This window comes from Deltaproteobacteria bacterium (assembly GCA_023382265.1).
In the GTDB taxonomy this organism is placed as follows: domain Bacteria; phylum JAMCPX01; class JAMCPX01; order JAMCPX01; family JAMCPX01; genus JAMCPX01.
Window position 1 is genome coordinate 47408 of sequence record JAMCPX010000004.1, and the last position, 24097, is coordinate 71504.

At 39.3% G+C, this 24097-nt stretch carries 26 protein-coding genes; 6 read left to right on the forward strand and 20 right to left on the reverse strand.

What is annotated here, in order from left to right; all coding sequences use genetic code 11:
- The first annotated feature begins 48 nt into the window (after positions 1–48).
- The 3 genes from M1381_00640 to mutL are packed head-to-tail and all read left to right on the forward strand — an operon-like array spanning position 49 to position 4303.
- On the forward strand, positions 49–1494 hold the full coding sequence (locus M1381_00640; protein ID MCL4477596.1) for an aspartate ammonia-lyase: 1446 nt from the start codon (positions 49–51) through the stop codon (positions 1492–1494).
- Position 1495: 1 nt separating this feature from the next.
- Positions 1496–2524: a redoxin family protein gene (locus tag M1381_00645; protein ID MCL4477597.1), complete on the forward strand. Its 1029-nt coding sequence runs from the start codon at positions 1496–1498 to the stop codon at positions 2522–2524.
- Between the two features lie 6 nt (positions 2525–2530).
- Positions 2531–4303 carry a DNA mismatch repair endonuclease MutL gene (mutL, locus tag M1381_00650; protein ID MCL4477598.1) on the forward strand — a complete coding sequence of 591 codons (1773 nt, stop codon included), beginning with the start codon at positions 2531–2533 and terminating at the stop codon, positions 4301–4303.
- Between the two features lie 109 nt (positions 4304–4412).
- Here mutL and M1381_00655 read toward each other — a convergent pair whose 3' ends face one another.
- From M1381_00655 to hisB, 6 genes are all read right to left on the reverse strand, one after another.
- The gene (locus M1381_00655) at positions 4413–4793 is read right to left on the reverse strand and encodes a methylglyoxal synthase (protein ID MCL4477599.1); all 381 of its coding nucleotides are present in this window, start codon (positions 4791–4793) and stop codon (positions 4413–4415) included.
- Positions 4790–5389 (reverse strand): tRNA adenosine(34) deaminase TadA, encoded by a 600-nt coding sequence (tadA, locus tag M1381_00660; GenBank protein ID MCL4477600.1) that lies wholly within the window; start codon positions 5387–5389, stop codon positions 4790–4792. The genes M1381_00655 and tadA overlap by 4 nt, the downstream gene beginning before the upstream one ends.
- 65 nt (positions 5390–5454) lie before the next feature.
- Positions 5455–6261, reverse strand: coding sequence for an imidazole glycerol phosphate synthase subunit HisF (gene hisF, locus M1381_00665; protein ID MCL4477601.1), 807 nt, complete (start codon positions 6259–6261; stop codon positions 5455–5457).
- Positions 6262–6984 (reverse strand): 1-(5-phosphoribosyl)-5-[(5-phosphoribosylamino)methylideneamino]imidazole-4-carboxamide isomerase, encoded by a 723-nt coding sequence (gene hisA, locus M1381_00670; GenBank protein ID MCL4477602.1) that lies wholly within the window; start codon positions 6982–6984, stop codon positions 6262–6264. It abuts the gene before it with no gap.
- Position 6985: 1 nt separating this feature from the next.
- On the reverse strand, positions 6986–7606 hold the full coding sequence (gene hisH, locus M1381_00675) for an imidazole glycerol phosphate synthase subunit HisH (protein MCL4477603.1): 621 nt from the start codon (positions 7604–7606) through the stop codon (positions 6986–6988).
- Positions 7607–7608: 2 nt separating this feature from the next.
- Positions 7609–8187 (reverse strand): imidazoleglycerol-phosphate dehydratase HisB, encoded by a 579-nt coding sequence (hisB, locus tag M1381_00680; GenBank protein MCL4477604.1) that lies wholly within the window; start codon positions 8185–8187, stop codon positions 7609–7611.
- A 302-nt stretch (positions 8188–8489) separates the two neighbouring features.
- Here hisB and M1381_00685 point away from each other — a divergent pair, with 302 nt between their 5' ends.
- The 3 genes from M1381_00685 (at position 8490) to M1381_00695 (ending at position 10493) form a co-directional block, all read left to right on the forward strand.
- Entirely contained in the window at positions 8490–8798 is a 309-nt protein-coding gene (locus tag M1381_00685; protein MCL4477605.1) for an RNA-binding protein, read from the forward strand.
- Positions 8799–9084: 286 nt separating this feature from the next.
- Positions 9085–9765 carry a gamma-glutamyl-gamma-aminobutyrate hydrolase family protein gene (locus M1381_00690; GenBank protein MCL4477606.1) on the forward strand — a complete coding sequence of 227 codons (681 nt, stop codon included), beginning with the start codon at positions 9085–9087 and terminating at the stop codon, positions 9763–9765.
- A 155-nt stretch (positions 9766–9920) separates the two neighbouring features.
- Entirely contained in the window at positions 9921–10493 is a 573-nt protein-coding gene (locus M1381_00695; protein ID MCL4477607.1) for a UbiX family flavin prenyltransferase, read from the forward strand.
- Positions 10494–10513: 20 nt separating this feature from the next.
- Here the strand turns inward: M1381_00695 and dnaB are convergent, their stop codons facing one another.
- From dnaB to M1381_00765, 14 genes are all read right to left on the reverse strand, one after another.
- Positions 10514–11857 carry a replicative DNA helicase gene (dnaB, locus tag M1381_00700; GenBank protein MCL4477608.1) on the reverse strand — a complete coding sequence of 448 codons (1344 nt, stop codon included), beginning with the start codon at positions 11855–11857 and terminating at the stop codon, positions 10514–10516.
- A 21-nt stretch (positions 11858–11878) separates the two neighbouring features.
- The gene (rplI, locus tag M1381_00705) at positions 11879–12328 is read right to left on the reverse strand and encodes a 50S ribosomal protein L9 (protein ID MCL4477609.1); all 450 of its coding nucleotides are present in this window, start codon (positions 12326–12328) and stop codon (positions 11879–11881) included.
- An 11-nt stretch (positions 12329–12339) separates the two neighbouring features.
- On the reverse strand, positions 12340–12603 hold the full coding sequence (rpsR, locus tag M1381_00710; GenBank protein ID MCL4477610.1) for a 30S ribosomal protein S18: 264 nt from the start codon (positions 12601–12603) through the stop codon (positions 12340–12342).
- A 16-nt stretch (positions 12604–12619) separates the two neighbouring features.
- Complete coding sequence (gene ssb / locus M1381_00715; GenBank protein ID MCL4477611.1) at positions 12620–12991, reverse strand: single-stranded DNA-binding protein; 372 nt, start codon at positions 12989–12991, stop codon at positions 12620–12622.
- A 3-nt stretch (positions 12992–12994) separates the two neighbouring features.
- Positions 12995–13288: a 30S ribosomal protein S6 gene (gene rpsF, locus M1381_00720; protein ID MCL4477612.1), complete on the reverse strand. Its 294-nt coding sequence runs from the start codon at positions 13286–13288 to the stop codon at positions 12995–12997.
- Positions 13289–13463: 175 nt separating this feature from the next.
- The gene (gene lpxB, locus M1381_00725; protein MCL4477613.1) at positions 13464–14609 is read right to left on the reverse strand and encodes a lipid-A-disaccharide synthase; all 1146 of its coding nucleotides are present in this window, start codon (positions 14607–14609) and stop codon (positions 13464–13466) included.
- Positions 14581–15543, reverse strand: a complete 963-nt coding sequence (locus tag M1381_00730) for a Gfo/Idh/MocA family oxidoreductase (protein MCL4477614.1) — start codon at positions 15541–15543, stop codon at positions 14581–14583. Before M1381_00730 ends, lpxB begins: the two co-directional genes overlap by 29 nt.
- Positions 15540–16319 (reverse strand): acyl-ACP--UDP-N-acetylglucosamine O-acyltransferase, encoded by a 780-nt coding sequence (lpxA, locus tag M1381_00735; GenBank protein MCL4477615.1) that lies wholly within the window; start codon positions 16317–16319, stop codon positions 15540–15542. Before lpxA ends, M1381_00730 begins: the two co-directional genes overlap by 4 nt.
- The gene (fabZ, locus tag M1381_00740) at positions 16316–16756 is read right to left on the reverse strand and encodes a 3-hydroxyacyl-ACP dehydratase FabZ (protein MCL4477616.1); all 441 of its coding nucleotides are present in this window, start codon (positions 16754–16756) and stop codon (positions 16316–16318) included. Before fabZ ends, lpxA begins: the two co-directional genes overlap by 4 nt.
- On the reverse strand, positions 16746–17786 hold the full coding sequence (gene lpxD / locus M1381_00745) for a UDP-3-O-(3-hydroxymyristoyl)glucosamine N-acyltransferase (GenBank protein ID MCL4477617.1): 1041 nt from the start codon (positions 17784–17786) through the stop codon (positions 16746–16748). Before lpxD ends, fabZ begins: the two co-directional genes overlap by 11 nt.
- Positions 17787–17801: 15 nt before the next feature.
- Complete coding sequence (locus M1381_00750) at positions 17802–18341, reverse strand: OmpH family outer membrane protein (protein MCL4477618.1); 540 nt, start codon at positions 18339–18341, stop codon at positions 17802–17804.
- Positions 18342–18360: 19 nt separating this feature from the next.
- Positions 18361–20586, reverse strand: coding sequence for an outer membrane protein assembly factor BamA (gene bamA, locus M1381_00755; protein ID MCL4477619.1), 2226 nt, complete (start codon positions 20584–20586; stop codon positions 18361–18363).
- A gap of 58 nt (positions 20587–20644) precedes the next feature.
- Positions 20645–21325 (reverse strand): ABC transporter ATP-binding protein, encoded by a 681-nt coding sequence (locus M1381_00760; protein ID MCL4477620.1) that lies wholly within the window; start codon positions 21323–21325, stop codon positions 20645–20647.
- A gap of 115 nt (positions 21326–21440) precedes the next feature.
- Positions 21441–23918 carry a hypothetical protein gene (locus M1381_00765; protein ID MCL4477621.1) on the reverse strand — a complete coding sequence of 826 codons (2478 nt, stop codon included), beginning with the start codon at positions 23916–23918 and terminating at the stop codon, positions 21441–21443.
- Positions 23919–24097: the final 179 nt, after the last annotated feature.

Consider the following 24097-nt stretch of genomic DNA (forward strand, 5'->3'; position numbering starts at 1 on the left):
AGCCCGTTGTGCATTGACCTTTTGTATCTTTAAGTATATCTTTTCTCTATGACGTATAGATTAGAACATGATTCATTGGGAGAGGTAAAGGTTCCACAGGATGTGTATTACGGTGCTCAGACAAAAAGGGCATTGGATAACTTTCCGGTGAGCGGTGAGAAAAACCATCCTCTACTCATCAAGGCTTATTTAATACTTAAGAAGGCGTGCGCCCTTACAAATGCAGAACTGGGTGTACTTGATAAAAAACGTTCAAAAGCGATCATACACGGGTGTGATGAATTGATTTCAGACAGATACACGGAACAAATTGTTATTGACAAATATCAGGCAGGGGCCGGCACGTCACTTAACATGAACATTAACGAGGTTATTGCAAATATTGCCCTTGAGAGACTCGGGTATAAAAAGGGGAATTACGATTATTTGAGCCCAAACGACCACGTAAACATGTCTCAATCAACGAATGATACATTTCCAACCGCATCCCATATTGCTTTAATATGGAACACCCAAGAACTTATTGGGTCGCTGGTTTTACTCGTAAAATCATTGCATAAAAAAGCCGCAGCTTTTAAGCATCTATTGAAATCGGGAAGAACACACCTGCAGGCTGCAGTGCCTGTTACGCTCGGTCAGGAATTCTTTGCCTACGAAGAAACAATTAAAAAATCAATATCAATGCTTCGCCATATATCGGAACCGGTAAATCCGTCTAAATATCCGTTTCCGTCTTTGCTTGAAGTAGCAATCGGAGGAACTGCCGTAGGAACGGGTTTAAACACTCCAAAATATTATAGAGATACCGTTATTAAAAATTTAAACAAAGCAACAGGGCTTAATCTTATCAAATCTGCGGATCCAAGAGAGGCACTGCAGAGCAGGATTGCGATAAGCCGCATGTCCTCAACCATACACGACATAGCCCTGGAGCTAATCCGCATAGCAAACGATCTGAGGCTTTTATCGTCAGGAACTATAACTGGTATCGGTGAGATAAACCTTCCCGCGGTTCAGCCTGGCTCTTCAATTATGCCGGGTAAAGCCAATCCAGTTATGGCAGAAGCACTCAACATGATCTGCTTTAGGGTAATCGGTAACGCTTTGACCGTTTCTATGGCAGAACAAGCCGGCCAGCTTGAACTGAACGTTATGATGCCTGTCATGATAAATACCCTGCTTGAATCGATTGATATCCTTAAAAATTTTATACCTGTCTTTGCAAGAAAGGCGGTTGATGGTATCACGGTAAACAAAGACAGGCTTGATTATTATTTTAAAAATACACCATCAATAGCAACTATACTGAATCCAATAATAGGCTATCTCAAAGCCGCTGAGGTAGTAAAACAGTCCATATCAGAAAAAAGACCCGTTACAGATATAATAATAGAAAAAGGATTGATGGGAAAAAAAGAGCTCGATGGACTTCTTAAAAGTGACCGCATTACCGGTATCCTGGATAACGAAAGGAACAAACATGCCAGTAATTGAAATGAAGGACCAGCTATATAACATACTTCAACCAAGATGGATCAACTCAATACCGTTAATAGTCGCAACATCCGAAAAAGATGAGGATGAACTGAACCTTTATATAATAAATGAAATGTTAAACGGTAAGGTAATATTATTAGATTTCTGGGAGTACACGTGCATAAATTGTCTCAGAACGCTCCCCTATGTAAAGGAATGGCATAAGCGTTATGCCGATAAAGGACTTGTGGTTATCGGTGTACATACGCCCGAGTTCAGTGTATCTGTTGAAAAAAAGAACGTTGAGAATGCAGTAAAAGAACTCGGTATAACATACCCTGTTGTTCTAGACGGTGATTATGCGATATGGACAAGCCTTCATAATCAATACTGGCCGAGAAAACTGCTGTTTAATTCAAAGCTTGAGATCGTGTACGATAGTGCGGGAGAAGGCGGATATAGAGAGGTTGAGATTAAGATACAGCAGGCACTTCTCGAGCTTGACGGTACATTAAAAATGCCGCCAATTATGGAGCCTGTAAGGGATGCCGATATGGAGGGAACCCATTGCTATCCGGCTACGCCGGAGTTGTATTGCGGTTTTGTAAGGGGCAGGCTTGGGAACACAGAGGGTTATAATAAGGATAGTAATCCCGTAGTATACTCCATGCCTGAAACATTAACATCGGGCATGCTTTATCTTAACGGAACATGGGCATCTACAGAAGAAAGCATTATTGCAACGGAACTACCTGCAAATATTGAAATCATTTACAAAGCGGCTCAAATCAATGCAGTAATATCTTCAGCTTCAAGTGAACCGATAAAGGTTTATATCGAGATAAACGGGGCTCCCATCAGTGAACACGATAAAGGGGATGATATACTGTACGATCAACGTGGAAGCTATGTGCTTGTGGATAAGCCTAAGATGTATAACATAACAGGTAATCAACCCTACAGGGAATACGATATCAAGATATTCCCCGACAATATAGCTCTTGAGTTTTTTGCCTTTACTTTCGTCTCATGTGTTGAACCGCATTAAAACTCTATGGGCATCATAAAATTATTATCCGATACACTTTCAAGCAAAATTGCAGCAGGAGAGGTTATAGAAAAACCGGCTTCTATTGTAAAAGAGCTTGTAGAAAATGCGATAGACGCACACGCGAGTTATATAACGGTTGAACTAACGGACGGCGGGAAGGCATTTATACAGATAAAGGATAATGGAGACGGTATATTATCAGAAGATGTTGAACTTGCGGTTCAAAGGCATGCAACCAGTAAATTAACGGACGAAAAGGGATTATATGAAATAAACACGCTTGGTTTTAGAGGAGAGGCACTCTACAGTATAGGGGTTGTCTCTGAATTGGAACTCATAACAAAACATTCGCACGAAGATACGGGAACAGGGATTGTTATAAAAGGCGGTAAATTGATAAGCAAGGAGATCGTCGCGCATGATCATGGTACTACCGTAAAGGTATCCAACCTGTTTTTTAACACGCCTGTGAGAAAAAAATTCCTTGGCTCTACCCAATCAGAATACAGGGCATGTATTGATGTAATGGATAGGTTTGTCTTTGGCTGGAGCAATGTAGGCTTAAAACTCATAAGCAACTCAAAAGAGCGGTTTAATGTTCCGCCGGCCTCTACTGAAGAGCGTATGATCTTAAGGATAGATCCTGAGCTTAAAGGCAAACTCTACCCTATAAGCGCGGATAATGGGCTTATGAGGGTTGATGGATTTGTTTCTGACCCTGATTACAGCTTGAATACCTCCAGATATATCTACATATATGTTAACAACAGGTATATAATCGACAGATCTTTAAATTATACAATCATAAACTCATATTCAACAACCCTTGAGAAAGGAAGGTATCCCGTTGCCGTGATTAATCTCTCTCTGCCTCCACATTTTATCGATGTTAATGTAAACCCTACAAAAACGGCGGTAAAATTCCCGGATAGAGCAATGGTAAACGATATGCTGATAAATGCCGTAAAAGAGGCTATCGGTAACAGGCATATTACGTACACATCATCGGATAAATATTCTCTAAAAAAACAATACCTTAATGATATAAAAGAATCTGCCGAGAAATACTTTGTCAATCATAGGAACATCGTAAAGACGAATCCCATACCTGAATCGATAAGGCACGAATCCCCAGATATTGCTAAAGAAAAACGGATTCAGGGCGATATCATTCCAAAAGGCGGGTTCTCTTCTCTAAACATATACGGGCAATTTCGTGCTACATACATACTGGCAACAGCAGATGATAGTATTGTTATTATCGATCAACATGCAATGCATGAGCGGATTATTTTCGAAAGGCTTGTCCGTGATGCGAAAGAAAAAAAATCTAACTCTCAAATGCTTCTTACACCGTACGGGATATTTTTGAATGAACATAGATTAGCCGTGCTGAACAGTATTGCCGCTAAATTTGAATCCATAGGTTATGGTATATCGGTGGATGGCCAACAGGTTATAGTAAATGCCATCCCTGCTGCCACACAGTTCGATCCATTATTGCTTATTGAGCTTATAGACGAATATGAGAATGATGTTGATACAACTCATACCGTGCTTGAAGAGATTCACCGGAAAGATCCCGGATACAGAATTATGGCTACTGTAGCATGTAAGAGTGCTGTAAAAGCAGGTGATTTTCTCACACCCGAAAAGATAAAGGCAATGTTTTTTCAACTGGATTCCCTTGACATCCCGCTTAATTGTCCACACGGAAGACCTTTTGTATTTGTCTTAGCAAACATGGAAATAGAGAAGTTTTTTCATAGAAGATGATGCCAATATGACTCCTGTTAAGCCGAAAAACAACTTTTAGTACCGGCAAAAATATCGTACGGCGGCGGGGTTTAAAACCGCCCCGTCCTATTGGGCTTTTCGGGTTTAGCTATTGTTTAAATAAAGGGGATGAGATCAGAAAATCAGCGGTCAGTTTATTGCATGCCATCGGTATATTGTAAAGGACAGCAAGCCTTAACAGTGTTTTTACATCAACATCATGCGGTTGAGGTGTTAAAGGATCCCACAAGAATATCAGGATATCAATCTTACCCTCTGCTATCATAGCACCGATTTCCGCATCACCTCCGTGCGGGCCGCTCAGAAGCAGATTTATATCAAGATTTGTGCTGTTCTTTATTTCCAATCCGGTGGATCGTGTTGCGAAGAGAAAATAATTTTTTAAAGTGCCTTCATTATACTTAGCCCATTCTACAATCGCTGTTTTTTTTGCATCATGGGCTACGAGTGCTATGGTCTTTTTCGTCATACCAACTTTCCTCTTTTCATTAAAAAGAATTTTTTAATAATTACGGCAGCCTCAGCCTTCTTTACCTCAGGTGTTACGATGACCCGGTGATTTACGGAATTATGTTCAAAAACGTTGAATAATGTGATTGCACCGGCCTTCTTATCACGGGCTCCGAATATGAGCCTTTTTATCCTTGCATTAATCGCCGCACCGGCACACATCATGCATGGTTCAATTGTAACATAAAGCTCTACATTGTTTAATCTATAATTTCTAATCTTCTTGCCTGCTCTCTTCAATGCAAGCACCTCAGCGTGTGCGGATGGATCATGTAATCCGATCACACTATTATGGGCAACTGACAGGATTATATTATCCATTACAGCTACCGCACCCACAGGTACTTCACCCTGCTCAAGTCCCCTCATTGCCTCTTTTAAAGCAATTTCCATATAGTAAACATCTCTATTATCCACAGTCATTTTATCAGCTTCTTCTAAACGTTTTAATGGTACATGTTTTATACCTTTACCGTCAATTAAAATCCAGAATATAAAAAATGAAGCTCTCCGACACAGGCATCGGGTATCTGTTATACCATGGTACGCTGGCATACATTCTGAGGATCCCCGCTTTCACGGGAATGAGAAATAGGCGGCACAGCCAACTTTACAAATCCCTACACCATTCTTACATTGATACCTTTTTTGTATAGATAGCTTTTCAGGCTTTTTATTGAAAGTTCCCTGAAATGGAATAGGCTTGCTGCAAGGCATGCATCTGCACCGCCGGCTACAAAGCCTTCGTAAAAATGTTCCATACTGCCTGCACCGCCTGATACGATTACTGGAATCCCTACCCTTTTAGTAACCTCTTTCAACAGCTCTATATCATAGCCCGACTTTGTTCCGTCCCTGTCCATACTTGTAAGCAATATTTCACCGGCACCTGCTTTTTCCATCTGAACAGCCCAGTTTAAAACATCAATACCTGTTTGCTTTCTGCCCCCATAAATATATACTTCCCATCTTGATATTGAGTTACTCCCCATTTGTCCCCTCTCTCTAAGTGGGGGAGTATCCTGAACCTTTTTAGCATCAATGGCTACAACAATGCACTGGGCTCCAAATCTATAAGACGCTTTTTTTACGAAATCGGGTTCAAGAACAGCTTGAGTGTTTATTGATACCTTATCGGCTCCTGCGCGCAGCAGTGTTTTAATATCATCCGTGGTCTTTATTCCACCACCCACTGTTAAAGGCATAAACACAACATCAGCAGTTCGTTCAACCGCGGATATGAGTGTTGAGCGCTGCTCGCTTGATGCCGTTATATCAAGGAATACAATCTCATCGGAGCCTTCCCTGTCATAAACAAGTGCATTATCAGCAGGATCACCTGCATCTCTCAAGGATACAAAGTTTATTCCTTTTACAACCCTGCCGTCTTTTATATCAAGGCATGGAATGATCCTCTTGGTTAGCATCTAAACCGCCGCCTCTATGGCTTCGTTTAATTTTACTGCACCCGTATAAATCGCCCTCCCTATAATAATGCCTTTGATATTTTTAATATCCATCCGCTTTAACTTAACGATATCGTCAACAGAAGAAATCCCGCCGGAGATAACAACCGGCTCTGAAATACCTTCAAGCATATTCCTAATCCTGTTTACATCCATACCGCTGAGTGTCCCATCTTTATATATGTCTGTAAAAATAAACCTGTGTATGGGAATAGAAGAGAATCTTTTTACAAACTCTTTTGCAGTAATACTACCTGTCTGGGTCCACCCCTTTATAGCAACTGCACCCGATATTATATCTACACCAATGGAGATCGTATCTTTATACTGGTTTGCAATCTCTATTACCTCATCAGCCTGTTCATACGCATAAGTTGTTATAACAACCGAGCGAACACCTTTATCAATATAATACTCTATGATTTTTCTATCCCTCATACCGCCGCCTACCTGAACGGGTATTTTAACATGCTTAACAATATCAAGGATATAATCCCTGTTCACAGGCTTACCCGTAACAGCAGCATCCAGATCAACCACATGAAGCATCCCAGCGCCCTGAGCCTCCCATTGCTCTGCCATTCTGACAGGGTCATCACTGTATATGTCCACACGATTGAATGAACCGCGAAACAACCTGACACATTTACCTGATTTTATATCAATTGCTGGAATTATTTGCATCTTAACCTCTAAATTTTATAAAATTAGATAGCATACTTAAACCATTTTGCTGGCTTTTTTCAGGATGGAACTGGGTTGCTATTACATTATCTCTTTGAACCACACTTGTAAATGCTATCCCATAACCGGTATTACCAATTGTTACATCTTCGAGCGGCGCAGGATAATATGAATGCACAAAATAAAAATATGATTTATCTTTAATCCCTTCAAAGATAAAGCTGTACTTAACCTGCTCCACACTATTCCAGCCTATATGAGGGACCTTCAAACCCTGTGATTTGATCCCTGCTTGTTTAAAACCTTTTACACCGCCTTTTATCAAACCAAGCCCTTGAACCCCAGGGTTCTCATCACATTCTTCAAAAAGCATCTGCATACCAAGGCATATACCAAGCATTAATTTACCTGTTTTTACAAAATCTTTTATAGCCTGTTCTATGCCATAGCTTCTTATATTGATCATGCCGTCTCCAAACGCACCAACACCCGGAAGTATCAGCTTATCGGCATTTGATATTTGATCAGGGTCTTTTGAGATTATGACCTTCGTGCCAAAGGAAGCAATAGCCTTTTCTACGCTCCTTAAGTTTCCCATGCCGTAATCAACGATCGTTATCATCTTTATATAACACCCTTTGTGCTTGGTATGCTTGACTGTGTCATCCTAACAGCCTCTTTCATTGCCCTGCCAAAGCCTTTAAAACATGACTCTATTATGTGATGTCCATTATCTCCATAGTTCATATTTATATGAAGCGTAATGTTTGCATGATATGACAGGGCATGAAAAAACTCTTCAATAAGCTGAGAATCCATCTCCCCTATTTTCTCGGGTAGAGGTACGGCTTTATAGACGAGAAATGGCCTGCCGCTTATATCCACAATGACCTGCGTCAATGATTCATCCATCGGTGTAATAGCCTGTCCGAAACGGCTTATACCTGCCTTATCTTTTAATGATACGGAGATTGCCTCTCCGATACATATACCTATGTCCTCTACGATGTGATGAAAATCTACATGTATGTCGCCGTTTGCCGTTAATTCAAGATCGATATCCGAGAAAAAGGAAAACAGCTCAAGCATGTGATTTAGAAAACCGATAGGTGTATTGATTTTCGCATTGCCGTGTCCATCAAGATTTAATACAACCCGCACATCCGTTTCTTTTGTTTTTCTATTATAAGTACCCTTTCTCATAACAACTCCTTTAAAACAATTAAACCACAATTATTAATAATGGCAAATCTTTGTTTTGACAGGCTGGTAAGACGTTGGGCAATGACGATACAACTATTGCAATAAATATTGACTCCAATGCAAATATATTTATAATATTATTAATTATTGCATAGCAGAAGCTGTATAGAATTTATACATAATTATAAATGGGTATCACGATTACATTAAAAATTAGATATAAACATTGCCGTAAAGATTTTTCTTGGCAATTGATATGATTGTGCTATATTAATTTTGTTTTTATTCAGGAGGTCAATGATATGACAAAAAAACTGTACGTTGGTAACATCTCGTTTAAAGCAACAGAGGATGCTGTGAAGACTTTATTCACAACAGTGGGCCCTGTGGAATCTGTTAAAATAATAACAGATCCTCAAACAGGTAAATCAAGAGGTTTTGGGTTTGTAGAAATGAGCACTGATGAAGATGCAAATAAAGCCATATCTTCTCTAAACGGTTCAACCTTATTGGAAAGAACTATTTCTGTCGCTCTTGCAAAACCAAAGTCTGATTCAAGAGATAACTTTGGTGGACATCAAAGAAAAGAAAGAAGGGAAAGAAACTACTAAATAGTCCTGCCTTTTCTCAAAGCTTCATACTAAAGTTTTTCCATTGGCTCTACGTGTATGTTTACAATAGAGTGGGAGATAGTTTTTTTTAATATCTCCCTCAATGGAGTTATATGCTTTATGCGATTCAAGTGCAGACATAACATTTGTAAGCTCAAGGATTTTGATTTTTTAAAAATTTATGCCGATTCGTACAAGCATTTTTCTGAATATGTTAAAATCATGTTATATTAAGTGAAATTTTATGTTATATAAATTTAGTTCTTAGACAAACTTTATTGTTGCTATGGATAAAAAACATCCTTTAATAGGTATAACCGTTGACCTTGGTAAGATAAATGATAAAAATGCATACTTCGTTTACAGATCGTATGCAGATGCCGTAGAACAATGCGGTGGTATACCCATTCTGCTTGTTTATACAAAAGCCGTTACGGCAATGGTTAAACGTATAGATGGCCTGGTTATAACAGGCGGAGGGTTTGATATCCCTCCTTCAATGTACGGAGAGAATAACATTTACAATTTGAAGACTAATCCGGAAAGGACGGGATTTGAATCCCAACTCCTCATGGAAGCATTAAAAAGGCACATCCCTGTGCTTGGTGTATGCGGAGGTATGCAATTAATAAATGTAATATCAGGCGGAAGTCTCTATCAGGATATCAAGACGCAAATACCACACGCCCTGAATCATAGCTCTGGAGAGCATGAAATTAATATTGAACAGAATACATTACTTTATTCTATTATTAACAACCAAAATATTCTCATAAATACAAGCCATCATCAATCAGTTAAAGAACCCGGTAATGGTGTTATTATAAGTGCTAAAAGTAGTGATGGCGTTGCAGAGGCAATAGAACTCTCATACTATCCCGATGTCGTTGGGGTCCAATGGCATCCCGAGAGAATACAGGATAATTCCGTATATGAATGGCTTGTTAAGCGGGCAGCGGAAAATTAACATATCACTTAGAATAATATCTTATATGCCTACAGAAAGATATCATTTTTACTTACACGGTAAACCGGCTAATCTTCTTATAAATATAAATCCGGGATACATGAGACTTCTGCCTGTATTGACATTCTGATACTTTGTTATAGATAATTAAACCTATGAAGAATAAAATTGTAGTCGGAATAACCGGGGCAAGCGGCTCTATCTATTCATTAGAGCTTATAAAGTGGCTAACAAAAAACGGACATACCGTTGAGCTAATAGCATCCGATACGGGTAAAAAAGTTTTTGAGTATGAAACTGGATTCAACTTTTTATTGGATGCCATTGATACAGACAACACAGGACTTCTTAAAATACATAGTAATGATGACCTTTTTTCCCCTCTGTCAAGCGGTTCTTATGGATTCGACGCTGTAATCATAGCCCCATGTTCAATGGGTACGCTCGGGAGACTCGCGGCATCAAGCGGCTCAAAGCTGATAGAGCGGGTGTGTGATGTCTCATTGAAAGAGAGGAGAAGGCTCGTAATCATGCCGAGGGAAACCCCATTAAACAAAATACATCTGAAAAACATGTTATCAATTGCTGAGGCAGGAGCTATTGTTGTGCCTGCTATGCCTGCATTCTATCATAAGCCCGAAAGTCTTAAAAACATGATCGATTTTATGGTATCCAAATTACTTGATGCCATTGATATGGATAATGATCTTTACAAAAGATGGAAATAGATAAACAAAGATTACTTCTCTTAACTGCCCGAGACAACAACCTTTTCAGATGTATAGTTTTCAAAGCGGGTAAAGTCGCGTATAAAACTTAGCTTTATATTTCTTGTAGGCCCATTACGGTGCTTTGCTATTAAGATCTCTGCAATACCCTGCTCTTTAGGGTTTTCCTCTTTGCTGTAAAGCTCCGGTCTGTGAATAAACATGATCAGATCAGCATCCTGCTCTATAGCACCAGAGCCTCTCAGATCGGATAACTGTGGTTTTCTGGAATCTCTTTCTCCCTCCCTGTTAAGCTGAGATATCAGAAGAACAGGGATGCTAAGTTCCTTTGCCAGTGCTTTTAACGAGCCAGACAAAGATGCGATAGCAGCCTGAGTATTCTCGGCATCCTTTGGATATTCCATTATCTGAAGATAATCTATAATCAATAACCCGAGTTTGTGCTCCGCCTGTAACCTTCTTGCCTTCGCCCTTATCTCGAGCATTGATATGGCTGGTTTATCATCAACTGTGATCAATGATTCTTTAAGCAATGATGCTGCTTTGTTTAATCTCTGGAAATCAGAAAATTCAAGGTATCCCTTAAGTATGCTCATATAGCTAACTTTTGCTTCCATTGAGAGTAAACGTAAGGCAAGCTGAAATTTACTCATCTCAAGAGAAAAAACAGCAACAGGAATCTTTGTAATTTTTATTGCAGCATTCAAAGCAATGTTCAATGCAAATGATGTTTTACCAACACCCGGCCTCGCAGCTACAACGATCAAATCTGACGGCTGAAGACCCGACGTGATCTGATCAAGTGCATCAAATCCGGTGGGTACACCCGTTATTGCCTTTTTATTTTTCCTTCTTTCCTCAATCTTTTCATAAGTTTCATCAATGAGGTCTCTTACGGATGTCATTGTCGAAGTAAATCGTTTCTGTGCAATATCAAAAATCCCTTTAACTGCACTTTCTATATAGGAATTTACATCCATGGACAGATCGTATCCCATCTTTGCGATCTCCATGGAATTGGTAATCAACTCGCGTCTTATGGAACTTTCTTTTATAATATTAGCATAGGTAGCTATATTTGTTGTTATCGGTGCAAGATCTATGAGAGATGTAAAATATGCCTCACCTCCTGCGGACTCTGTTCTGCCGGTATTTTTAAGCTGCTCCGCTACGGTTATTACATCTATAGGGCTTGATTTTTTATTAAGCTCAAGTATTACACTATAAATAATTCTATGCGCCGGCGAATAGAAATCATCGGGCTTTATTATATCCATAACCTTATATATGGATTCCTGATCAAACAGGATATTTCCTATTACAGCCCTTTCTGCTTCTATGTTCTGCGGTAGAACATTTTCCAAAAGCAAGGCTAAACCTCCATTCTATGACAACTTACCAATAACTTTTACCTTAAGATTAGCAATCACCTCTGGATGCAGTTTTACCACTATATTGTAAAGACCTGTACTATGTATGGGCGTATCAAGTTCTATCTTTCTCTTGTCTATACTTATACCATTTTTATCAAGCGCCTCTGCTATCTCCTGCGTTGTAACAGCTCCAAAAAGCTTATCCTGTTCACCTATCGCCTTTTCAATAATTATCTCTTGCTGCTCTATCGAGGCTTTCAGATCATTTGTAGTATTTATGAGTTTCTTTTTTATCTGTTCAACCACTGTTTTTTGATGCTTCAGTAACCTGATGTTTGATGTATCCGCCTTCATAGCTATACCTCTCGGTATAAGATAATTAATAGCATATCCATCTTTTACCTTTATAATATCTCCCACCTTACCGAGTGACGAAACATCCGTTTTAAGAATAACTTCCATACATGCCTCCTTTAAATTCCAACCCTTTCTTTGACTGTAGAAAATGGCAAAAGTGCAAGAAGTCTTGCCCTTTTTATAGCCTTTGTAAGCTCTCTCTGATGTCTTGCACACGTGCCTGTAATCCTTCTTGGAAGTATCTTACCTCTCTCAGATACAAAACGTGACAGCATATCCGCATTCATGTAATCAATAACAATCGTCTTATCAGTGCAAAACTTGCAGACCCTCTTCTTTAATATTAAAGGCTTTCTTGTCATTACCCTTTTTCTTTCCATTTTGCCTCCTTATTTTTTAATATTCAAAAATACCTTCTTCTTCAATCGTCTTATTTATATGTGAGTTCATAGGGAAAATACTGTTTGCTACGATTTCTATCTTTGATCTCGTTTTTTCCTCTGTACCCGATTTTACATTATATCTGATTTGATGAAGTTTACCATCCACAAGGATTTGATTACCCTTTTTTATATATTCTCTTATAAACTCTGCAACCCTGCCGTACGCGATAACATCAAAATAACTTACGGCACTCTCCTGTTTATCTTTGGTATAATGGTTTACAGCTATCTTTACCGATGCGACAGCTAATCGATCTGACGTATATTTAATATTCGGGTCCTCTGTTAATCTGCCGGCGATCAAAACCTTGTTGAGTTCTGGCATAGTTTAAGATGTTTGTTCTACTCTTACTGTAAGGTATCTCAATATCCCTTCCGTTATTTTAAGAGTTCTTTCTATTTCTTTAACAGTGCTCTGCATACCTTTGAACACATCCTTTATGTATATGCCCTTCTGTTTTTTTTTGATCGGATATGCCAGCCCTTTTTCTCCAAGATTCTGCCGATCAATAAGCTCTGCATCTCGCTTTATGATGTTACCGATCTTTTCTAAAATCGCATTCCTGTTTTCATCTGATAGCGAACTATCCATGATGTAAACCAACTCATATTTCCTAATCATTTTCATCCTCCCTACGGATTTTTTATTAGCCCTTTAAAGGGCAGAGAGTAAAGCACTTAATAAGACAATAACTTTTAAAGGTCAAATGTTTTTATAAGTCAAGGATATTGTACATTTTGTCTTTCTCAATCGGATTGCGTAAGCCAATAAAATTCATCTGGAAATCGTGACTTCTTTATTGTACTTCCTTGATCAGAGCAATTATATTTATGATCTCCTCTGCTGCTGCGTGTGATGCTTCGCTATCTCCGAGTATTGATTTAAGTTTGAGATAATCATGTTTCATCTTATTATATGCCTCTTCGTTTTTAAGGTACTTACCGACAAGGTTTGCAAGTTTTTTTGGTTTAAGATCACTCTGTACAAGCTCAGGAACAATATCCTCATCCGTTATAATATTGACAATGCCTATCCGGGTTATAGATAAAAGTAATTTTGCAACCATATGTGAAAAAAACGATACTTTATAAATAATAACCATCGGGACATCGAGGAGGGCTGTCTCAAGTGTTGCTGTTCCGGACGCAACTATGGCAAAGTAAGAAATTCCAACCGCATTATAAGTATCGTCTACAATAACCTTGGCATCAAACCGGTATTCCTTAAGTATGTTCTGTACAAATTCTGCATGAGTAGATAAAACTGGTATTATAGGATAGATATCGGAGTTTGACGGCTTTAATAGCTCAACAGCCATGATCATTATTCCAAGATGCCTTTTTATCTCTGAAGAACGACTACCTGGTAACATTGCTATAACTTTTGCGTTGCCGGGTATGTTATACTTCTTTCTTATCTCTTCCGGTGCAGCCGTGCGATTCACATGATTTGTAAGAGGGTGTCCAACAAATTTTACATCGATTCCGGCTGCTCTATAAAGACTTTCTTCAAACTTGAAGATCACCAGCACCTTTTTGAAATACCTTTTTATCTTGTTAATCCTTCCTTTACGCCATGCCCATATCTGGGGCGATATATAGTAAACAAGAGGGATTCCAAGATTGTCTAACTTTTTTGCAAGTCTTAAGTTAAAATCCGGGAAATCTATGAGAACGGCAAGCAAAACCTTTTCATCCGTGGATGTTCTTATCACTCTGTTAAATGCATCTTTGATCATGCCAAGATGCCTTACCACTTCCGATATGCCTACAACCGCTATTTTATTTGCATCAAAGATAATCCTTACACCTTCCTGTTTCATCATAGGTCCGCCAATACCTATGAATTCAACATCGGGTACTTTTGAATGCACCGCCTTTACAAGTGCCGCAGCATGCCTGTCAGCGGAGGGTTCACCTGCTACTATTAGGATTTTTTTCATGGACAAGCTTTAAATTTCTTTCTATTCCGTGAAGTACCCTGAATGCGGTCTCAAGTGCAATAAGTCCATCACGCCCTGTTACGATCGGCCGGACTTTTGTTTTAACGGCATTAACAAAACTTTTTATCTCTTCAAACAAACTATCCTCTCTGGATATCTCAAGCTGCCTTCCTTCAAGTTCCGGCTGAGGAGCATAAACGGTTTTTATTATATCAACCCTTGATGCTCCATAATCTATAGAAAAATAAGCGTCCTTCTGAAATAGTCTTATCTTTCTCATCTTTTCCTTTGATACCCTGCTTGCCGTTACATTTGCCACACATCCATTCTTAAATTTGAGTCTTGCATTTGCGATATCAATCTTATCGGTAAGCACAGGCACACCGACAGCATCAATTGATTTTACGTCTGATGCAACAAGTGAAAGTATAATATCGAGATCATGTATCATGAGGTCTCTTACAACATCAACATCGGTACCCCTTACGGTAAAAGGGCTAAGCCTGTGTGCTTCGATAAAAACGGGTTTGTTGATCATTCCTTTTACGCTCCTTATCGCACTGTTGAATCTCTCGAGATGACCTATTTGAAAGGGAATACCATTGCGTTCTGCCGTTTCTACGAGCTTTTTTGCATGAGTTACGGTATCCGTAATAGGTTTTTCAAGGAGTACCGGTATACCTTTATTAAGGAAAAAACTTGCTACCTTATAATGCATCGTTGTTGGGACAGCTACACTTACAATATCAACAAGCCCGTAGAGTTTCTTATAATCGTCAAAGGCTCTAACTTTATATTTCTCTGAGATATGCTGTCTCCGTTGTGAATCTGGATCTGCCACTGCAACAAGTTCAACATCTCCAAGCTGGGTATACTTTTCACAGTGAAAAGTCCCTAGATACCCTGTACCTGCAACCCCAGCCCTTAGCTTCATATCCTGTACCTGCAAACCCCTCGTATCGATGTTTCTATAAATTCTATGATATGTTTTATATCGGGGTCATCCGTTATCTCTGCTTTAACTTTTTTGATCCCCTCTCCGAGCGTATAATTGCTCCTGAACAGAATCCTGTATATTTTATCAATGAGTCTTATCTTTTCTTTTGAGAATCCGCGCCTTCTTAAGCCGATCGTATTTATTCCATAAAGCCTTGCCCTATCACCGCTCGCTATAGCAAAAGGCACAACATCCATGGTAACCATCGCACCTCCTCCAATCATGGCGAGCGCTCCAATCCTTGTAAACTGATGAATAGCAACAAGCCCGCCGATTATTGCCCTGCTCTCAACAGTTACGTGCCCTGCAAGTGTGGCATTATTTGCGAAAACAGTTTCATCACCAATTATGCAGTCATGGGCAATATGAGTGTTGATCATAAAGAGATTACCGTTTCCAATAGTGGTAATTGCATGACCCGTTACCGTGCCTGTATTGATCGTTACATGTTCTCTTATAAGATTGCCGTTCCCGATAACAAGCCTTGTCGGCTCATTTTTATATTTTAAATCCTGTGGAGGAGAACCTATCGAACTATACTGAAGAATTTTATTGTTTTTACCAATCTCGGTATGACCGTCAATAAAAACATAAGGACCGATAATAGTTCCGTCTCCCATCTTTACATGCTGCCCGATAAAAGAGTAAGGCCCTATCTCAACATCTCCAAGCTCTGCACCTTTTGAAATTATAGCAGTTGGATGGATATTCATTCTTCCACCTTAACAAGAGCAGTAAGCAATTCACCCTCTGCAACAACTTTGTCTTTTACGATCGCCCTGCAATAAAAGTTTATGAAGTTTTTAATCCGTTTTTTTAAAGTTGACTCGAGAATGATATTATCTCCGGGATAGATGGGATGCCTGAACTTAAAGCTGTTTACTCCCGCGAGATAGGGTTTCCCTTTTGTCAATTCAGGTATAGAAAACATTGCTAGTATGCCGCTTGTCTGCGCAAGCGCTTCAATAATGATCACGCCAGGCAACGTCGGAGAACCAGGGAAATGTCCTGCAAATATTTGCTCGTTGATTGATACATTTTTTAATGCAATAATTTTTTCTCCCTTAACAAGTTCTTCAACACGGTCTACGAATAAAAATGGATACCTTTGCGGTATCAGCTTCATTATTTCGTTTATATCAAGCTTCATCTTTATGAACCTCTTTTTCTTTCATATTATCACTCTCTTTTTTTAATTCATTGATCAGCCTTTTTAAAATAGGAAGCTCCTTAAACACACTAACAGCTTTTAGCCATTCCATGTGCTCAAATGCTGGTGTACCGGAAACGGTTGCTCTTGCAGGAAGATCTTTTGCTACACCCGATTGTGCACCTATCTGTACATAATCCCCTATTTTTAGATGTCCTATAATGCCTACCTGGCCCGCTATTATAACATTGCTGCCGATTTGTGTACTGCCGGATATCCCTACCTGGCTGACGATAAGGCTGTTTTCACCAATCTGGACATTGTGGGCTATCTGTACAAGGTTATCAATCTTTGTTCCGCTGCCGATCTTTGTTGTTCCAAGTGCGGCCCTGTCGATTGTCGTATTCGCACCTATTTCCACATCATCACCAATCTCAACATGCCCTATCTGGGGGACTTTAACATTCTTTAACCCGTCTTTGGCAAATCCAAATCCATCAGCACCTATTACGGCACCCGAATGTATAATACATCTTTTCCCGATTATAGTGTTAGAGTAGATTGAAACGTTTGCATATAGAATGGTATCATCATTTATAATGCTGCCGGCACCGACATAAACATGCGGATAGATATGGACTCTATTCCCTATAATAACATTATTATCGATGAAACACATTGGAGATAGGTGAACATCTTTACCGAGCTGTGTGCTTTTACCAATGACTGCCCTGCCGTCTATACCCCATTCCGGCTGTATTACCGGGTGAAACTTTGCAACGAGCCTTGCGAATGCAAGGTACGGATCTTTAACCACAACCTGCGTAAGGTTAAGGTTATCTATGTGACTGCTTACCATGACTGCGGATGCCCTGGTTTTATGTACAAGTGGAAGATACTTTGGGTTTGCAACAAAAGAGATGTCACCCTCTTTGGCATCTTCAAGGCTTGTAACATCATTGATTAAGATATTTTCATCACCTATTATATTGCCATTTACAAGCTGTGCAAGATCTTTAAGTATGGGCATAATATAACCCCTTTTTCACTTTTTAGCCTTTGCTGTTTGCTCATTAAAGAGTTTCATCACCCTATCCGTTAGGTCCTCATTCTTGGGAGCATACAAAATACCGCTTTGAGTCTTTTCCAGTATAAGGGTATAGTGGTCCCTGATGCCGATTCCTTGTATTATACCCTGAAGTTGTCCAATTATATGCTTTGTAAGCTCGCCGTCCTTTTCCTGCAGCTCTTTTTCATACTTTTGTACCATCTGCAAAAAACTATCTCTTTTTTGTACAAACTCGGCTTGCTTTTCCTGAAGTGCGCTTTCTGAAAGGATGGCACTCTGCGTCTCTAAGCTTTTCTGCATTGTTTCAAGCTCTTTCTTTTTTGCATCAAGTTCTGCTTTCCTTGAAGCAAATTGTTTTTCAAGTGCTGCCTTTGCCTGCCTGCCTTCATTTGATTCAAGAAGAATCTTCTGAAGATCTATGTACCCGATCTTGGTACCGGGCTCTGCACCGTATGCCGATACATAAGGTGCAATCACTGCCATTACCACCGCTAATATTGTTAAAAACTTTTTCATAATCTTACCTCCATAAGTTTTAATATGTTGTTCCGAGTGTAAACTCAAATACATTTGGCTTATCGGTCGGCCTTGGATTAATAGGAAATCCCCATTCAAACCTGAATGGAGCGATCGGTGTAATCCACCTTATACCAAAGCCATACCCCATCTGTAACGGGTCTTCAAAATACTGTTGATTCTCTGCATAAGCATTTCCTGCATCAAAGAATGTAACACCGTATATCTTTGCTTCTTTGATCAGTGGAAAAACAAATTCTGCTGTAGTGCTTATCATTTTGTTCCCACCATATACGAGTTGTGTTGTCGGTGCAAGAGGATCAACATTGGATATTAATGCAGGTATCTCAGGGCCTATAGTTCTGTAATTATATCCTCTGACAGAGTTTATGCCTCCAAGGAAATACCTGCTTATAAACGGCAAATAACCATTACCTGGCACATATCCATACCCAATCCTGCCATTAATCATAAATACATTACCAAGTGGTAAAGGGAAGTATTTTGAGGCGGATGCGTCAAGTTTGATAAAGGTAAAATTACCTCCGAATGGCCCGCCTGCAAACTGAGAAGACGCACTGAGGAGAGAACCCTTTGTTGTATATATTGGATTGTTTCTTGTATCATCAACAAATCCAACGGTAACACTGCTTGTAGTACCATTCTGCAAGAGATATGAATACGCACTGCTTATATTAGAGAAACTTGAATCATCATAACCATAGTTTGCATAGATTCTTAATAGACCTATAAGCCAGTAACCAAGTTGAAGTGATCCGCCGGTATCATTGGTTGTATAGCCGTTATATATTGTTGACATATTGTACAGACTGGTGCCCATAGACCATTTTGTATCAAGAAAATAGGGATCAAAATAGGATACGCTGTACTGTTTTGTTATACCCCCGACCTGGGCCATAACACTCAACTGTGTACCCAATCCTGCAAGGTTTTGAAGCTGTACCTGTGCTGTCACGAAAAATTGCTCATAAGAGCTGTATCCACCGCCAAGCATGAGCATTCCGCTATGCCCTTCTTTTACCTTAACATTGAGATTTACCTTTTCCACATTATCGTTTTCAATACCTTTAGAGGTAGATATATCAACATTATCAAAGAACCCTGTTGCGTATATACGTTCCTTTGACTCTTTTATCATTGCTTGATCATACAGCTCACCTTCCCATACCTGCATCTCGCGTCTTATAACCTTGTCTTTTGTCCTTGTGTTGCCCATCATCGAGATCCTATTGATATAGGTCAACGGCCCCTTGCTTATCTGAAAGTTAACTGCCACTGTCCTGTCTATTTCATTTATAGATGTCTCTGGATTCACATTAGCAAACGCATAACCGTTGTTAGAATAAACATCCGTTAATCTAAAGATATCGTCCATGAGCTTTGATCTGTTAAACCATTCACCACGTTTTGTGTGCACATAGGTTGCCAGGGTTTTTTCTGAATACAGCAGATCCCCGGATATTGAAATGGAAGATATCTTATATTTGTTACCTTCATCTATATTAATTACGATGTTCATTGTTTTGCCGTCGGTGGAAAGGAACAGGTGCGGCTGCTCTATCTTGACATTTATATAGCCATTATCCATATAAAACATGGTGAGCCTTGCTATATCATGATCAAGCTCTGTTTCATTAAACTTGCCGCTGCCAGTTATAAAGCTTATGATGTTTGTAACCGCACTCTCCATTTTTGATCTTAATTCACCTTCTGTAAATGCATGGTTACCTATAAAATGTATTGATCCTATCCTCACGACACGGCCTTCTGTTATTTTTATTTCTACATTTACTTCCATTGTGGCAATAGGCTCTAAATCATAAGTTGCTTTAACATTATAATAGCCTTTCTCCTTGTACATATCAATTATCTTATCGATTGAAGAAGATACTTTGGCCTTATCAAAAAAACTCCTCGGCTTCAAAGTAAGTGCGTCTCTAAGTTTATCTGTAGTGATCTCAGAGTTGCCTGAAAATGTTATATTTCTTACAAGGGGCCGCTCAACAACATTATAGATTAATTCGATGCCTTTATTGTACGGCTCCTGATAAACAACTACGCTGTCAAAATATCCAAGTCCAAATAACCTGGTTATATCCTGATTAACAGTTTTCTCTGATAGAGGACTTCCCGCTGTCTGTTTGATATTACTGAGTATTACCTGTTTCTGAATCCTTGCATTACCTTCTATCTCTATCTTTTCTACAATGGGTTGATCAGCCATAAGCATTGAAGAAGAAATAAATGAAAAGACAATCAATATTAAGATCGTAACCGAATGTTTATACCAGAATCCCATCATTTATCCTGTAGCGTCTTGTCATCATATGAGCAAACACTTCATTATGTGTAACTATTATAATAGTGGTTTCTATAGTTTGGTTAAAGTAAAGCAGCAGATCTATTACGGCCTCTCCGCTCTTGGAGTCCAGATTGCCGGTTGGTTCGTCTGCAAGGAGTAATAGCGGAGACATGATCAGCGCTCTTGCAACAGCAACCTTTTGCTGTTCACCGCCTGAAAGTTCCGATGGTTGATTATGGATCTTATCCTTCATACCTATAGCTTCTACCAATTGTTCGGCTCTCTGTTTTGTCTGTTTTTGATCCACACCTGCTATCATTACGGGCATCATAATATTCTCAAGTATATCAAATTCCATGAGTAAGCGATGAGCCTGAAACACAAAACCTATATTCTTATTCCGGAATGCTGAAAGCTCTTTTTCATTTTTGTTAAAAATATTTCCACCTTTAAAAAGCACACCACCCGACGTCGGATTATCAAGGCTCCCTATAATTTGAAGTAAAGTGGTTTTACCGGCGCCGGACACACCCATAATACTTATGGTATCACTTTTATACACATCGAGATTTATTCCCTTAAGGACATCTATTCGTCTTCCGCCATCAAAGAAGCTTTTTTTAACATCATCAATCTTTAATAATACATCAGAATCAATCATAATTATCAGGTTTGAATAACCGCACAATCAGATCAAGTCAAGCATATATGCATTTTTGAATAATTCCGGAGGCCTGCAAAGAACGGATCATCTTACCGATCCATGCATCATTATTTTAATCACCATTATAAATACAAAGTCCCGCATCCGTGCCTATATACTTTGCACCCGACGGAGCAGCCGAAATTGTGTTTATAAGACTATCCGGGACCGGCAATTGAGGGGGATAAAAAAGCAATGTATATCCGTCATATTTGTAAAATCCATTGTTCGTTGATATCCAGAGATTGTTTTTACCATCAACAATTAAATCATTGACAGAACCTGGAAATATAAAGCATAAAGGTGAAGAGCCATTATAGTTGCAAACCCCTTGATCGGTATTAAGCCATAAACTTCCATCTTTATAAGATGCCATTGAGTCTACCCACTTAAATGATGCACCCTGGGCAGGGTAAAAACCGGTTCCATCAAACACGGATAAACCGCTGGACGTTCCGATATAAACTTTGCCATTACTGCCATAAGCGATACCGTTAACTGTATCGCTTAATAATCCACCGGCTGTGTTCTGATATGTGTAATTTGTAAAAGCAGAACCGGTATAATAGTATAATCCAGAATTTGTTCCGATCCATGGAACAAGTAAGGTATTAACGGTAATACCGTTAAGGTATACCGCTTTTGCGTTACCGCATATAGCAAGAAGCCCCTGATCAGTACCGGCGTATATGCAGCCATTATAATATTCAATTGCATTCACAGAGGGCGTTAGAATGGCGTATAAAATATGATTATTATTTACAGCATTTATACCAATATCCGTTCCAACATAAACAGTACCGTCGGGCGAAAATGCCATTGCCTTTACATCATTACTCATAATAAAAGGGCCATTCAATGATGTATAAGTAATTCCATTACTATAGCCGTCATATTTTAAAAGCCCGTTTCCATCCGTACCAAACCATGTAACATTGTTTATTGATAACCCGTTAGACGTAGATGCTTGCGCCGTAAAGTTTGTAAGCGTATCGTTGGTAAAAACGGATACGGTACTAAATGTATTTATAATAAAACGATTACTTTGATCAAAAACAGCAGAAACGATATTATTCGATGGTAAGCCGTTCTGTGTGGTCAGTGTAAACCATGTGTTTGTTGATGGGGTAAACAATGCAGCCCCGCCGGATGCCTGCATGAATGGAAAAGTTCCAATTCCAATCGTACCCAAAGAATCTTCTGTTAAAGATATTGCTGCATCAGACGGTAATGCGGGGGTATTATCAGTTGTATAGGATACCCAGCCTGTTGTTGTAGAATGTACAATCCCTTCAGCACCCCCAAACCACATTGTACCATCCGTTATATCCCTTAAAAAGGTATAAGTAATAAACAATGGCGCTTGAAAGATATTAAAGCCGCCATTGGATAAATACATAACACTTGAATAACTGCTAAGCCACAGCTTCCCATCAGGAGCATCATTATAGATCGAGAAAAGATTGTCGGTGGGGATATTGCTGTTAGATGTGTTTGAAATACTTATTCCGGTTGAACCTGATACAATTAGCCCATAGTCGGAAGTTATATAAAGGCTGCCGTTATCAAAAGCACATGCTCGCAGCATATTTGTCGGCAAGCCCTGATCAACAGTCATAAATCCTTCAGGATTACCATTTATATCAAATGCCGACAACCCGCCATTCCCTACACCATATATGTTTGTGCCATCCGAGCATATGCCGGAGATAATGTTTGGGTTTGAGTATGTGGAAAAAAGCATGCCTGATGTTGTTATATTTACGGAGGCCGTACTTGAAAATCCTGCTGTGTTTGATGCTACCGCATATACGGTATAACCTCCTGATAAAAAGGATGCAACTATTGTTATTCCACTACCAAGTAATATGCCATTGGATGTATACCATGTTATACTTGTTCCCGATACAGGGCCATAAAGTCCATAGGCACTTGCAGAGAAAGGAATAGAAATATTCGATGGAAAAATAGAGCCATTAACCGGAGATACAATACTTATATCAGGGATATTGACGGCATAGGTTCCGCTGGTAATAGTACTCTTATTATTAGCGAGATCAACCGCATAAGCCTGGATGGTAAAATATTCCGCATAAGGCACTTGTATAGAGGCGGTATACGTCGTAAACGGAGCAAGTGCTATACTTATAAAAATTGTTGCCGGCTCATTCGATGTAATAGAGACATCTACAGGCCTATTGTACGTCCCGGGGGCTGGATTCATAGTTAAAATAGGCGGTATGGTATCTATCGTAAAGGTAGCAGATGCCCATACCACCGGTAAGGTCAAGCCGTCACTTGCGCCGTATAGTATGGTGTAAACGCCATCCTTTGAAAGGTTTAATGCCGATTTGTATTGGTGTACCGGCTGACTATTTATTGAGTAAAAAATCGGTACATCCTTGTTTGAACTCAGTAAAATGGCTATAGAATGGTTGTAGATACCGGATTGAGGAGATATCGATACGCTTTCATTAACAAACGACGGACTCTTTCTTTCACAACTTATAACCATGCTTATAACAGAAATAATAAGGATTATTCTCTTCATATAAAAATAATATTACATAAAACAAAATTATTCAATATGAAAGACTATGGTGTGTGATAGCCAAGTGAAAATGTCATCTCTAACTGCCGAGTGAAAATGTCAGTAGTATATCCTGTCATAAAGACAGGAGGAAGGGATGATACTGACAATGAATGATAAAAAGAGAGCAAATGTAATAG